Here is a 13384-nt window from a genome sequence, read left to right as displayed (position 1 = left end):
AGCACCGCGCGCTCGGGTACAACGCTCTCCAGAACCCGACCGCACAGGAGTCCCCATGTCCCTCCACGACCTGCTCCCCGGCAAACTCGGCTTCGGCACCGCGCCGCTCGGCAACATGTTCCGCGACATCCCGGAAGCGGAGGCCCGCGCCACCGTCGAAGCCGCCTGGAACGACGGCATCCGCTACTTCGACAACGCCCCCTTCTATGGCGCCGGCCTGGCGGAAATCCGCATGGGCGACGCGCTCGCGGGCAAGCCGCGCGACGCCTACGTCATCAGCACCAAGGTGGGCCGGCTGGTGCTGGACGACGTGGAAGACGTCGACGCGCGCGATCTCGGCGAGAAAGGCGACGTGTTCAAGCACGGCCGCCCCAACAAGATCGTCAACGACTACACCTACGACGCCACGCTGCGTTCGATCGAGGACAGCCTGAAGCGCCTGAAGACCGACCGCATCGAGATCGCCTGGGTGCACGACGTGGCCCAGGATTTCTACGGCGACGCCTGGCTGTCGATGTTCGAGCAGGCACGCACCGGCGCGTTCAGGGCGCTCGACCGGCTGCGCGACGAGGGCGTGATCAAGGCCTGGGGCCTGGGCGTGAACCGCGTCGAGCCGATCGAACTGCTGATGGAACAGGAAGAGCCGCGCCCGGATGGCTTCCTGCTCGCCGGCCGCTATACGCTGCTCGACCATGCGCGTGCGCTGCAACGCGTGATGCCGATGGCGGCCGCGCGCGGCCTGGGCATCGTGGTCGGTGGCCCCTACAGTTCCGGTGCGCTGGTCGGCGGACCGAACTTCGAATACGCGCCGGCCACGCCGCAGATCCTCGACAAGGTCGCGCGCATCAAGGCGCTCGCCGACCGCTATGGCACCAGCATGAAGGCCGCCGGCCTGCAGTTCGCGCTGGCCAATCCGGCCGTGGCCGCGGTCATTCCCGGCGCGAGCCGGCCCGAGCGCATCGCCGAAGACCGCGCCGCGTTGCAGGAGCAGGTGCCGGTGGATTTCTGGCACGACCTGCGCAGGGAAAATCTGGTGCATCGCGACGCGCCCTTGCCGGGCCTGGGCTGAGGCAGCGCGCCGCCGCCGCCTTCATGACGCAGGCGGCTTGCGTGCCGGGATGCGCCGTCGCGGCGCCTGCGCCTCGCGTTCGTCCATCTCGCGCACGCGGCGGCCGGCCTCGCGGATCAGGTCGGGCAGCAGGTGCGTCTCCGGCAGGTGCTTCCAGTATTTCTGCGGCATCTCCTGCCGCATCATCCGCGTGTTGAGGCGCGCGGGATTGAAGATGTTGGCGTAGTAGGTCCGCCACAACGCGTCCTCGGCATCGTCGGCCGGCGCATCGCTGCGTTGCGCGCCCTCGCCCGCCCACAGATCGGTGCCGTCCCATTGCACGCTGCGGTACGGCGTGAGGATCGCCCAGCGCATGCCGGCGAAGCGGCGCATGAAGAACGGCGCCACGCGATCGACGATGTAGTGGTCCGGCTCGAACCAGGCGATGTAGGTATTGTCTTCGCCGTCCACCTGGCGGAAGCGCACGAACGCCTTCATCTTGTGCGTGTCGCGGCGCACCGCCTGCGCCCAGCGCGTGGCGCGGTGCACGTCGGCATCGGTGGCGCGGTCCAGCAGTGCGCGCTCGCCATTGCCGATGCGCCACAGCAGGCGATAGAGCAGCGCGTGGCGGCCGGCGTCGCGATGGCACAGCACCGATGCCGCGAACGCCATGAACTCACTCGGCACCGACAGACCGTGCCGCTGCAGGGGCTGGTCCTGCACGCGCGCGACCGCGAGCAGTTCGCCCTGCGCATCGGCCTGCCATTCCACGGATTCGGGTGCCAGGCCCGCCTCCCAGGCGTGGCGTGCCTGCACGCGCCAGGCATCGAGATCCCACCCCGGCGTCACCGTCGCGCGGAACATCGCGGCTCAGCCGAACAGGTCGGCCTGGCGCGGCGCCGGCGCCAGCTCGCGCCGCAGCCGCTGCGGATCGTCCAGGCGCTGGCGCGGGTGGTGGTCCAGCAGCACGACGAAGGGCAGCAGCTTCTGCAGTGGCGCCCGCAGGCGCGCCAGATCGGCGACACGCAACTTGCCCTGTCGCCGCGAATCGACGATGCGCTGCACGTTGCGCGCGCCAAGGCCCGGCACGCGCAGCAGCATCTCGCGCGGCGCGGTGTTGAGGTCGACCGGGAACCGGTCCGGATGCCGCAGCGCCCATGCCAGCTTCGGGTCGATGTCCAGGTCCAGCATGCCGTCCTGCGCCCCGCCCTCGTCGACGATTTCCTTCACGTCGAAGCCATAGAACCGCAGCAGCCAGTCGGCCTGATACAGGCGGTGCTCGCGCTGCAGCGGCGGCGCGCGCAATGGCAGCTGCGTGGAGGCGTCGGGGATGGGACTGAAGGCCGAGTAGTACACGCGCCGCATGCGGAACTGGCGGTACAGCGCATCGCTGCTGGTCAGGATGGCGCGGTCGTCGGCGGCGTCGGCACCGACGATCATCTGCGTGCTCTGCCCCGCCGGCGCGAACTTCGGCGGGCGCTTGCGCTTGGGCTGCTGGGCTTCCTTCTTCTCCGGCTTGGCCGCCTGGATGCGCCAGCTCAGCTCGCCCATCGCATCGCGGATGCCCTGCGCCTGCTTCTGCGGCGCCAGCTGCTTCAGGCCGGCTTCCGTCGGCAGTTCGACATTGATGCTCAGGCGGTCGGCGTAGCGGCCGGCGGCGGCGAGCAGTTCCGGCGAAGCCTCGGGAATGGTCTTCAGGTGGATGTAGCCGGCGAAGCGGTAGTCCTCGCGCAGGCTGCGCGCGACTTCCACCATCTGCTCCATGGTGTAGTCGCCATTGCGGATGATGCCGCTGGAGAGGAACAGCCCTTCGATGTAGTTGCGCTTGTAGAACTCCAGCGTCAGCCGCACGACCTCGGCGGTGGCGAAGCGCGCGCGCGGCACGTTGCTCGACACGCGGTTGACGCAGTAGGCGCAGTCGTAGATGCAGAAGTTGGTCAGCAGGATCTTCAGCAGCGACACGCACCGCCCGTCCGGCGTGTACGAATGGCAGATACCCATGCCCTCGGTACTGCCGATACCGCCCTTGCCCAGCGAATGCCGCTTGCCCGCGCCACTGGACGCACACGAGGCGTCGTATTTGGCCGCATCGGCGAGGATGGCGAGCTTGTCTTTCAGTTGCATGGAGTCATCTTATCGGGCGGTCGCTCAGACGATGAGACCGACATGCTGCGGAAACGCGCAACGACTTGTCCATGCGGACAGCGCTGCGTGACCGTCGCCCTCAATAAGGGCACCGGGAACAGCCGGAGCCGAACGACCACGACCGCACTCGTGAACATGATATCCGGCATGCCGTGGCCGCAAGAGAAACGACCACCGGCTTACGATGTCATGCCGCAAATGGATTCACGGCGTGGTCGCGATGAGGTGCGCGACCCTCGGCGGGTTCCGCGATGCTCCCTTTCAACGTCAACGTGATGGAACGTTCTCCAGCACCTCGATCTTGTCCGCCGCCCCTACCACCACATGCGTCTGATAGTAGAACGAGCCCGTGGGCTGGCCATTGGCGAGAAAATCGATCTTGGTCCGCTGTGCGTGCCCGATCACCTGGATCACCATGCCATTGAACAGGGTATCGGGCTCCTGCTTGTATAGGCGACGCAGCTCTTCCTGTGCCTTTGGCAACAGGTGCACCGATAGATTGCGCTGGTCGCGATAGTCCTTTTCGGAGTTCAGGTACAAGCCATTCCCACTGCGTCCACTCGCTTGGACCCGCATCACGAAAATGCCGGGAACAGCCTCCGGCGCGCGGTCCGCCGCCAGCATCACAGCGTCGGCAGGTCCGATGCGGAAACCCTTGCCGCTGATCCGCATCGCCTGCAGCGCACGGAGCACGACAGGCCCTCCGCAGACTTCCTTCAGCAACAGCGCGGGATCGGACGCATCGCCGCCACTGATGGCTTGCGCCTGCTGCCACGCCTCGTCGGCCTGCACTTGGCGACTGGCCAGCACGTGGGCGGACCAGCGGTCATAAAGCGCAGCCGTCTCCACCATGCGGGCGTGCCCGTAGTCCATCAGCGCACGCGCCTTGCGCGCCTGCACGAGCGCTGCATCGACATCTTCGCGCCAGCAAAGCAGCCATGCAGCATAGTTGCCATAGCTCCATGCAAAGGCCGGGTCGTCCTTGATCTGAGCCCGATACACGCGCTCCGCATCATCCAGTTGGCCCGACAGATTGTAGTAGGCGAGCATCCCGCTGCTGGCCGCATCGCGCTGCGCCTTGGTCGCCTTGGTCGAAGCGAGCACTTGCCGGTAGTACACCGCGGCCTCTCCCCAACGACCCTGGTCGTCGAGTATGTCACCCCGCTGTATCGCCACCCAAGCCGGATCGGCACCTGCCTGTTCTGCCTTCAGCAGCACCGCTTCGCCTTTGGCCCACTGCGATTCCAGCCGGTGGATGCGTGCACGCAGCAAGTGGTTTTCCGGATCGTCCGGCGCCAGCGTGATCGCGCGATCAACGGAGCGCGCCGCCGCTTCCAAGGTACCCGGCAGGTAGTTGCGTCTGGAGCGGAACCCCTCGCTCAGCAGCAGGCGTGCCTGCAGCCGATGCACCTCCGCGTAGTCGGGATGAGCCTGCAGCACACGGTCGACGATCACGCGTGCCCGCAATAGGCGGTCGTTGCCACCGTTCCATTGATCCAGCAGCTCCGACGCCTGTTTGATGTCCTTGGCGACTTCCACCGTCACCGATGCCTGCGCGGTGGCCCGGCCCGCGATTACCGCCAGCATGGTACCCATGCATATCCACACCACCCTGTGCCACAGCGTCATCCCTGCATCCCCTGTTGATCCTGAATGCCGCTATGCGGCGGCTACCGGGTGCCGCGGCACCCATCCCGGACGGGATTCTGCACTATGCGTAAAACGGATGCCGCAACATTCCGCCTGACACGCGCAGGAGCGGAGTGCACCGCCTACAACTTGAACAGCGGCTGCAGCTTGCGCGCGAACCAGCCCGGGAACCGCAGCGGGGCGTCCAGCGCGGAGACGCAGATGCAGGCGGTGCCGGGCACGGTGACCGGCTGGTGTTCGACGTCGCTGTCGAGGTCGGCGACGTCGCCCGGTGCGAAGTGGCCCAGCGCGTCGTGGTAGGCGCCGCGCAGGATCTGGGTGAGCTCGGTGCCGCCATGGCTGTGCACGGGCATGCTGCGGCCCGGGCCGATCTTCAGCAGCAGCAGCGTGCCGCCCTTGGTGTTGGGCGCGCGGATGCAATGCACGCCAGGTGCCATCCAGCGCCACTTCAGCGCGCGATAGGAGGCACCGAAGTAGGGATGCAGCGGCGCGGGCAGGCGGTCGTCGTCCTCGTACGGCGCGCTGCGCGGCGGCGGTGCCGACGCCGGTACGGGCGCCTCGTCCAGACGGTCGAGGATGGATGCGCGCAGGCTGGCCTGCCGCGCCGGATCGGCGACGACGGGCTGCTGCTGTTCGACCAGCTGGCCGCCGAAGCGCTCGGCCTCGTCCACGCGCGCGCGGCAGTGGGCGCAGGTCTCCAGATGGGTGGCGGCCACGATCGCCACTTCGACCGCCAGCGCGCCGGCGGCGTAGCTGACCACGGTGGAAGGATCGAGATGATGGTGCGGGTTCACGACTGGCCTCTCACTTGGCCCTGCAGCCGCAGGAAGGCGCGGCGCAGGTGCGACTTCACGGTGCCGAGCGGCATCTGCAGCTCGTCGGCGATTTCCTGGTGGCTCTTGGCTTCAAAGTACGACATGCGCATCAACCGCGCCTGCACGGCGGGAAGATCCTCGATGCGGCGCTGCAGGTGGGCATGTTCGGCGTGGTCCTCGGCCGAGGTGAACGGCCGCGCCAGTTCCTCGTCGCTCGCCGGCCCGCCGTCCTCCAGGATCTGCACCCAGCCCGGCTCGCGTCGCACGCGGTCGATGTGCAGGTTGCGGCCGATGCGGAACAGCCAGGTGGACACCGCGCCCTGCTGCGGGTCGTACATGTCGGCGCGCTGCCACAGCCGCAGCAGCGCTTCCTGCGCCAGTTCCTCGGCTACCGCTTCGGGGCTGCCCAGGCCGCGCAGGTACAGGCACAGCCGTGGCATGAAGTGGTCGTAGATGCGCATGAAGCTGCCACGGCAGCGCTGCCGGGCGACCGCGAGCATGTCGCCGGTCCAGTCGTGGACGTCGCGCGTGACGGGGATGGGCGTGGACACGGGCCGGGCCGCCCGCAGGGGCGACGGTCTCCTTGTGAGGTCGGTGGGCATGGTAAGCCAGGTCCGGTTGCAGCTCGTGATGGCGGCCTCTACGAAGATGACCGGGCTTCGGATGCAGTGCCCCGCCGGGCGCCGGCGCATCCGTCCGCCGCCGGGCCGCGTATGCCCGCGGACACCCATACATCAGTCCACGCCATGACCGACCGCATGCCGTCCACCCTGCCCCTGCTGGCCGTCCTGCTGCTGGCCAGCCCGTCCGCGCTGGCTAACACGGACATCCTGCGCCAGGAGGCCACGGCCTACGCACGCAAGGGCGAGGCCGTGGTGTACCGCGAGTCGCACTGGCGCTACCGGCAGGACGGCGCGGCCAAGCGCCTGGTGCTGTACCGCTGCCCGGACGGCCGCGCGTTCGCGCGCAAGACCGTGATGGAACGCGGCGCGGCGCAGGCCCCGGACTTCGACTTCGAGGATGCCCGCGACGGTTACCGCGAAGGCGTCCGCAGCAGCGAGCGGGGACGCGTGGTGTACGTCCGGGAAAAGTCCGATGCCCGCACCCGTGAGCAGGTGGTGGCGGTGCCGGCAGGCGCGGTGATCGATGCCGGCTTCGACGCCAGCGTGCGCCTGCACTGGGATGCGTTGCGTGCGGGGCGCGACGTGACCCAGCCGTTCCTGCTGCCCAGCCGCTTCGCCTTCGTGCCGGTGAAGCTGGATCCCGGGCCGGTGGTGCGCTGGAACGGTACTCCCGCCCAGCGCATGTCGATGAAGCTGGACCGCTGGTATGGCTTCGTCGCCCCGACCATGCAGCTGACCTACGCCAGTGCCGACCAGCGCCTGCTGGAGTTCGCCGGCATCGCCACGATCCGCGATGGCAAGGGCCGGCACCAGGATGTGCGCATCGTGTTTCCGCAGCCGGCGGCACCTGCCACGACGCAGGCGTTGCAGGCCGCCCTGGCGACGCCGCTGGTGCGCGCGTGTGCGGGATGACCGGTCGTCACGCATCCAATGCGCGACTTCGTCCGTAGTATGAGTCGACGCAATCGAGACCCCCGTGATGCCGGCAAGCGACTCCCCCACCCCTCCGCCGGCGCGGCGCGGCCTTGCCGCGATTCGCCGCTGGTTCGACACGGAGGACGTACAGGACGATGACGCGCAGGCGGCCCGCATCGACTGGCTGCGGGCCGTGCCCTTCATCGGCATGCACCTGGCGTGCGTGGCGGCGCTCTGGGTCGGCGTGTCGCCGATCGCGCTGATCGTCGCACTGGCGCTGTACGCCGTGCGCATGTTCGCCATCACCGGCTTCTACCATCGCTACTTCTCGCACCGCACCTTCCGCACCTCGCGCGTGCTGCAGTTCGTGTTCGCGCTGATCGGCGCGTCCAGCGTGCAGCGCGGACCGCTGTGGTGGGCCGCCCACCACCGCAACCACCATCGCCATGCCGACACGGCGGCCGACCCGCACTCCCCCGGCGTGCATGGCTTCTGGTGGAGCCATGCGGGCTGGTTCCTGACCCGCGGTGGCTTCCGCACGGACTGGTCGCGCATCCCGGACCTGGCACGCTACCCGGAACTGCGCTGGCTGGACCGCTACGACACCGTGGTGCCGGTGCTGCTGGCCGCCGCCCTGTTCGGCGTGGGCGCGCTGCTGGAACGCGTTGCCCCGCACCTGGGCACCAGCGGTCCGCAACTGCTGGTGTGGGGCTTCTTCGTGTCGACCGTCGTGCTGTTCCATGCCACGGTCACCATCAATTCGCTGGCCCACCGCTTCGGCCGCCGCCGCTTCGACACGCGCGACGACAGCCGCAACAACCTGTGGCTGGCGCTGCTGACCTTCGGCGAGGGCTGGCACAACAACCACCACTTCTTCCCCGGCACCGCACGCCAGGGCTTCCGCTGGTGGGAGATCGACCTCACCTGGTACGGCCTGCGCGCGATGGCGCTGCTGGGGCTGGTGCGCGACCTCAAGCCGGTGCCCGCGTGGGTGCTGGCCAAGGCGAGGCGCTGAGCATGCGCATCGCGGTCATCGGATCGGGCATCGCCGGACTCGCGTCGGCGTGGTGGCTGTCGCAGCGGCACGAGGTGGTGCTGTTCGAGGCGAACGACTACCTCGGCGGGCACACGCATACGCACACGGTCGAACAGGCGGGGCGCGAGTACCGGATCGACAGCGGTTTCATCGTCTTCAATCCGCACCACTATCCGCTGCTGTGCGGGTTGTTCGACGAACTCGGGGTGGCCTCGCAGCCGACCACGATGAGCTTCGCCGTGCACAGCGAGCGCAGCGGCAGGGAGTACAACGCGACCTCGCTGGACGGGTTGTTCTGCCAGCGCCGCAACCTGGTGTCGCCGCGCTTCTGGGGCATGTTGCGCGACCTGGCCCGCTTCTACCGCGAGGCGCCCGCCCTGCTGGAGGGCGACGACACCGGTCCGACGCTGGGCGACTACCTGCAGCAGGGCGGCTACGGTGCCGCATTCCGCGACGAGCATCTGGTGCCGATGGCGTCCGCCCTGTGGTCGTCGCCGCCGCAGGGCATCCTGGCGTTCCCGGCGCGCTACCTGGTGCAGTTCATGGCCAACCACCACATGCTGACGCTGGGCGAGCGCTCGCCGTGGCGCGTGGTGACCGGGGGCTCGGCGACCTACGTGGAGGCCTTGCGGCGCCGGTGGCGCGTGCAGGAGCGCGCGGCCACGCCGGTCAGTGCGGTGCTGCGCCAGGCGCAGCAGGTGGAGGTGGTGTCGGCCGCCGGCACCGAGCGCTTCGACCAGGTGGTGATGGCCTGCCACAGCGACGACGCGCTGCGCCTGCTGCACGATGCCGACGGCCGCGAACGCGACATCCTCGGCGCGATCCGCTACCAGTCCAACGACACCGTGCTGCATACCGATGCGCGCCTGCTGCCGCGCCGCCGCAAGGCGTGGGCCGCATGGAACGCGCATGTGCCGCGTGACCCATCGGCGCCGTGTACGGTCAGCTACTGCATGAACCTGCTGCAGGGCATCGCGTCGCCGGAGCCGTTCGTGGTGACGCTCAACCGCAGCGACGCGATCAACCCGGCCCGCATCCTGCGCCGCATGCACTACCGCCATCCCGTCTACGACCACGCCATGGTCGCCGCGCAACGCCGCAAGGCGGAGATCCAGGGACAGCGGCGTACGTGGTTCGCCGGCGCCTACTGGGGCTGGGGCTTCCATGAGGACGGGATCCGCAGTGCGCATGAACTGGTGAATGAGTTAGAGGCACGGCATGCGGCGATGTCCTTGCGCGAAGACGCGCTGGTGCCGGCATGAGCGCACCGCTCGCCAGTGCCGTGTACGAAGGCTGGGTGCGCCACCGCCGGCACACGCCGCGGCCGCATGCGTTCCGCTACCGCATGGCGCAGCTGTACCTGGACCTGGACGAACTCGACCGCGTGTTCGACCGGCGCTGGCTGTGGTCGGTGGACCGCCGCAACCTGGCCGAATTCCGCCGCAGCGATTACCTGGCGCCGCACGACCGGCCGTTGGCCGAGGCCGTGCGCGACCGCGTCGAGCGCCAGCTCGGTCATCGCCCGCAGGGACCCGTGCGCCTGCTCACGCACCTGCGCTACGGCGGCTACGTCTTCAACCCGGTGAGTTTCTACTACTGCTTCCGGCCCGACGGCACCACGCTGGACGCGGTGCTCGCCGAAATCACCAACACGCCCTGGCGCGAACGCCACAGCTACGTCTTGCCGGTACGCGATGGCGTGCCGCAGGGCGACGGCTGGGAATGGGGGTTCGACAAGGCCTTCCACGTGTCGCCGTTCCTGCCGATGGACTGCGCTTACCGCTGGCGTTTCGGCACGCCCGACGAGGCGCTGCGTGTGCACATGCAGGTGGATCGCGAGGGACAGCGCGCCTTCGACGCCACGCTGACGCTGCTCAGGCGACCCTTGGATGGCGCGTCGCTGGCACGCGTGCTGTGGCGCTATCCGTTGATGACCGCGCAGGTGATCGGCGGCATCCACTGGCAGGCGCTGCGCCTCTGGCTGAAGCGGACACCCGTACACGACCACTCCCCCCTTGCCCGCGAGACCCCATGAACCAGATCGTCGACCTTTCCACTGCACCGTCCTACGGCGCGCTCGACCGACTGCTGCGCTCGCAGCTGCTGGCGCGCCTGGATGCGCTGGACCATGGCGTCCTGGTGGTCAGTGATGCGCTGGGCGAGCACCGGTTCGGCAAGCCCGGTGACGGGGCGCTGCCGACCGTCCACCTGTGGATCGACGAGCCGGCGTTCTACCGCGCCGTGGCCGCGCAGGGCAGCGTCGGCGCCGGCGAGGCCTACATCGCCGGTCACTGGCGCTGCGACGACCTGGTCGGCCTGGTACGCCTGCTGGTACGCAACCGTGCCCTGTTGGACGGCATGGAGACCGGCCTGGCGCGGCTGGGTGGCTGGGCGCTGCGCAGCTGGCATGCACTGCGCCGCAATACACGTGAAGGCAGCCGGCGCAACATCGCCGCGCACTACGATCTGGGCAACGAATTCTTTGCCCTGTTCCTGTCGCCGGACCTGATGTATTCATCGGCGATGTTCGCCTCGCCGGACGACGACCTGGACACCGCCTCGTACCGCAAGCTGGACGCGGTCTGCCGCAAGCTGGGGCTGTCGCCGGGCGATCGGGTGGTCGAGATCGGTACCGGCTGGGGCGGGTTCGCCCTGCACGCGGCGCGCCATTACGGCGCCCACGTCACCACCACCACGATCTCGCGCGAGCAGCATGCGCTGGCCAGCGCACGCGTGGCCGCCGCCGGCCTGGAGGACCGGGTGACCCTGCTGCTGCAGGACTACCGCGACCTGCAGGGCACGTACGACAAGCTGGTCTCGATCGAGATGATCGAGGCGATCGGCGCGCAGTACCTGGAGACCTTCTTCGGCAAGCTCGGCACGTTGCTGCGTCCGGGCGGACAGGCGCTGCTGCAGGCCATCACCATCGAGGACCACCGCTATGTGCAGGCGCGCGACGCGGTGGACTACATCAAGCGCTTCGTTTTCCCGGGCAGCTTCATTCCCTCGCTCAACGCCATGTACGCCGCCAAGACCCGCGCCAGCGATCTGCAAGTGGTGCACCAGGAAGACTTCGGCCTGTCGTACGCGTACACGCTGCGCGCGTGGCGGCGCCGCTTCATGACCCGCCTGCCCGAAGTGCGCGCACAGGGGTTCGACGAGCGCTTCATCCGCCTATGGGAGTTCTATCTGGCTTACTGCGAAGGCGGCTTCCTCGAGCGCTCCATCGGCGTATCGCACCTGCTGATGGCGCGTCCCGGCCACCCGGAGGCCGCATGAGCGCGCTGCATTCGCTCGGCCTGGTCGCCGTGCTCGCCGCCGCAGTGATGACGCTCGGCTGGTGGTGGCAGCGACGCCACGACAATGCCGGCATCGTCGACGTGCTGTGGTCGGCCTGCGTCGGCGGCAGCGCGGTGCTGCTGGCGGTGCTGGGCGACGGCGCATGGCAGGCGCGGGCGACGCTGGCGGTGCTCGGCGGCGTGTGGGGCATGCGGCTGGCCCTGCACCTGTGGCATCGCGTACGCAGCGAGCCGGAAGACGGCCGCTACCGCTACCTGCGTGAGCACTGGCAGGGGCACCAGGGCAAGTTCTTCCTGTTCTTCATGGCACAGGCGCTGCTGGTGGTGCTGTTCGCCCTGCCCTTCGCTGCGGTCGCGCGCAGCCCGGTGGACACGGCGTGGCCTTGGATCGTATTGGCGGTGGCGATCTGGATCGGCAGCGTCGCCGGCGAAGCGATCGCCGACGCGCAACTGGCGCGCTTCCGCGCCAACCCGGCCAACCGCGGCAAGACCTGCCGCGACGGGCTGTGGCGCTATTCGCGCCATCCCAACTACTTCTTCGAGTGGCTGCACTGGTTCGCGTACATCGTGCTCGCGCTCGGCTCGCCCTGGGCGTGGCTGTCGTGGTGCGGGCCGGTGGTGATGTACGTGTTCCTGCGCTGGATCAGCGGCATCCCCTATACCGAGGCGCAGGCCCTGCGCACGCGCGGCGAGGAGTACCGCGAGTACCAGCGCACCACGCCGATGCTGTTCCCCTGGTTTCCCAAACCCGCCACCAAGGAGGCGACACGATGAACGCAATGGTGGACGAACTGGCGGCCGATCGCGCCGCTCCCGGCCTGCTCGGCCTGGCCGAACGCGGCCTGTTGCCCGATGCGGCGATCCGAGCCGGCATCCGCCAGTTGTGCGCGCAGCGCCTGCGCGACGAGAGCGTGGGCGGCCAGGAAGCGCAGTCGGCCCTGCTCGCGCATCGGCTGCGTGCGCTAAAGCAGGGCGCGCTGGCGGTGCACACGGACGCGGCCAACCGCCAGCACTACGAACTGCCTGCGGACTTCTTCCGCCACTGCCTCGGCCATCGGCTGAAGTACAGCAGTTGCTACTACCCGACCGGCGACGAGACGCTGGACCAGGCCGAAGAGGCGATGCTGGCGCTGTACGGCGAACGCGCCGCGCTGGCCGACGGCCAGGACATCCTGGAACTGGGCTGCGGCTGGGGCTCGCTGACCCTGTGGATGGCCGAGCGTTATCCGAACGCGCGCATCACCGCCGTGTCCAACTCGCACTCGCAGCGCCAGTTCATCGAAGCGCGCTGCAACGAACGCGGCCTGGGCAACGTGCGCGTCATCACCTGCGACGTCAACCAGCTGCAACTGGAACCGCAGGCCTTCGACCGCTGCGTGTCGGTGGAGATGTTCGAGCACGTCAGCAACCACGCCGCGCTGATGCGGCGCATCCACGACGCGCTGCGGCCGGGCGGTGCGCTGTTCGTGCACATCTTCGTCCACCGCCACCTGATGTATCCGTTCGAGACGCAGGGCGAGGACAACTGGATGGGCCGGCATTTCTTCACCGGCGGCATGATGCCGTCGGCCGACCTGCTGCTGTTCTTCCAGGACCACCTGCACCTGCAGGAACGCTGGCTGCTGGATGGCACGCATTACCAGCGCACCGCCAACCACTGGCTGGCGCAGCATGACGCCAACCGCGACGCGGTGATGGCCGTGCTGCGCGAGGCCTACGGTGATGCCGCCGCGCTGTGGAACCAGCGCTGGCGCATGTTCTGGATGGCCTGCGCCGAACTGTTCGGCTATCGCAACGGCCAGGAATGGCTGGTGGCGCATTACCGCTTCCAGCGTCCGGCCCGGGAGCACTGA

12 protein-coding genes and 1 pseudogene are annotated in these 13384 nt (G+C 68.8%); 8 read left to right on the top strand and 5 right to left on the bottom strand.

What is annotated here, in order from left to right; genetic code table 11:
• The first annotated feature begins 55 nt into the window (after positions 1-55).
• On the top strand, positions 56-1069 hold the full coding sequence (locus MMG85_RS14790; protein ID WP_241046716.1) for an aldo/keto reductase: 1014 nt from the start codon (positions 56-58) through the stop codon (positions 1067-1069).
• A gap of 42 nt (positions 1070-1111) precedes the next feature.
• Here MMG85_RS14790 and MMG85_RS14785 read toward each other — a convergent pair.
• The 5 genes and pseudogenes from MMG85_RS14785 to MMG85_RS14765 form a co-directional block, all read right to left on the bottom strand.
• Positions 1112-1912: pseudogene (locus MMG85_RS14785) on the bottom strand (TIGR03915 family putative DNA repair protein); the annotation flags it as partial.
• A gap of 6 nt (positions 1913-1918) precedes the next feature.
• Positions 1919-3172 (bottom strand): putative DNA modification/repair radical SAM protein, encoded by a 1254-nt coding sequence (locus MMG85_RS14780; RefSeq protein ID WP_241046715.1) that lies wholly within the window; start codon positions 3170-3172, stop codon positions 1919-1921.
• A 288-nt stretch (positions 3173-3460) separates the two neighbouring features.
• The gene (locus MMG85_RS14775; RefSeq protein ID WP_241046714.1) at positions 3461-4780 is read right to left on the bottom strand and encodes a hypothetical protein; all 1320 of its coding nucleotides are present in this window, start codon (positions 4778-4780) and stop codon (positions 3461-3463) included.
• Positions 4781-4965: 185 nt separating this feature from the next.
• A complete protein-coding gene (locus MMG85_RS14770; RefSeq protein ID WP_241046713.1) occupies positions 4966-5637 on the bottom strand; it encodes a ChrR family anti-sigma-E factor in 672 nt (223 codons plus the stop codon).
• Complete coding sequence (locus tag MMG85_RS14765; RefSeq protein ID WP_235578548.1) at positions 5634-6158, bottom strand: sigma-70 family RNA polymerase sigma factor; 525 nt, start codon at positions 6156-6158, stop codon at positions 5634-5636. The genes MMG85_RS14770 and MMG85_RS14765 overlap by 4 nt, the downstream gene beginning before the upstream one ends.
• A 246-nt stretch (positions 6159-6404) precedes the next feature.
• On the opposite strand from MMG85_RS14765, the gene MMG85_RS14760 reads away from it, so the two are divergent.
• From MMG85_RS14760 to MMG85_RS14730, 7 genes are all read left to right on the top strand, one after another.
• Positions 6405-7193 carry a hypothetical protein gene (locus tag MMG85_RS14760; RefSeq protein WP_241046712.1) on the top strand — a complete coding sequence of 263 codons (789 nt, stop codon included), beginning with the start codon at positions 6405-6407 and terminating at the stop codon, positions 7191-7193.
• Positions 7194-7260: 67 nt separating this feature from the next.
• Positions 7261-8211: an acyl-CoA desaturase gene (locus tag MMG85_RS14755; protein WP_241046711.1), complete on the top strand. Its 951-nt coding sequence runs from the start codon at positions 7261-7263 to the stop codon at positions 8209-8211.
• 2 nt (positions 8212-8213) lie between these two features.
• On the top strand, positions 8214-9494 hold the full coding sequence (locus tag MMG85_RS14750) for an FAD-dependent oxidoreductase (protein ID WP_241046710.1): 1281 nt from the start codon (positions 8214-8216) through the stop codon (positions 9492-9494).
• On the top strand, positions 9491-10267 hold the full coding sequence (locus MMG85_RS14745) for a DUF1365 domain-containing protein (RefSeq protein WP_241046709.1): 777 nt from the start codon (positions 9491-9493) through the stop codon (positions 10265-10267). The genes MMG85_RS14750 and MMG85_RS14745 overlap by 4 nt, the downstream gene beginning before the upstream one ends.
• On the top strand, positions 10264-11511 hold the full coding sequence (locus MMG85_RS14740) for a cyclopropane-fatty-acyl-phospholipid synthase family protein (protein ID WP_241046708.1): 1248 nt from the start codon (positions 10264-10266) through the stop codon (positions 11509-11511). Before MMG85_RS14745 ends, MMG85_RS14740 begins: the two co-directional genes overlap by 4 nt.
• On the top strand, positions 11508-12305 hold the full coding sequence (locus MMG85_RS14735; RefSeq protein WP_241046707.1) for a DUF1295 domain-containing protein: 798 nt from the start codon (positions 11508-11510) through the stop codon (positions 12303-12305). The genes MMG85_RS14740 and MMG85_RS14735 overlap by 4 nt, the downstream gene beginning before the upstream one ends.
• Positions 12302-13384: a cyclopropane-fatty-acyl-phospholipid synthase family protein gene (locus tag MMG85_RS14730; RefSeq protein WP_241046706.1), complete on the top strand. Its 1083-nt coding sequence runs from the start codon at positions 12302-12304 to the stop codon at positions 13382-13384. Before MMG85_RS14735 ends, MMG85_RS14730 begins: the two co-directional genes overlap by 4 nt.

The sequence above is a fragment of the Pseudoxanthomonas sp. LH2527 genome (assembly GCF_022539275.1).
In the GTDB taxonomy this organism is placed as follows: domain Bacteria; phylum Pseudomonadota; class Gammaproteobacteria; order Xanthomonadales; family Xanthomonadaceae; genus Pseudoxanthomonas_A.
The sequence above is the reverse complement of the archived record's forward strand: the minus strand, read 5'-3'. Positions and strand labels throughout refer to the sequence as shown.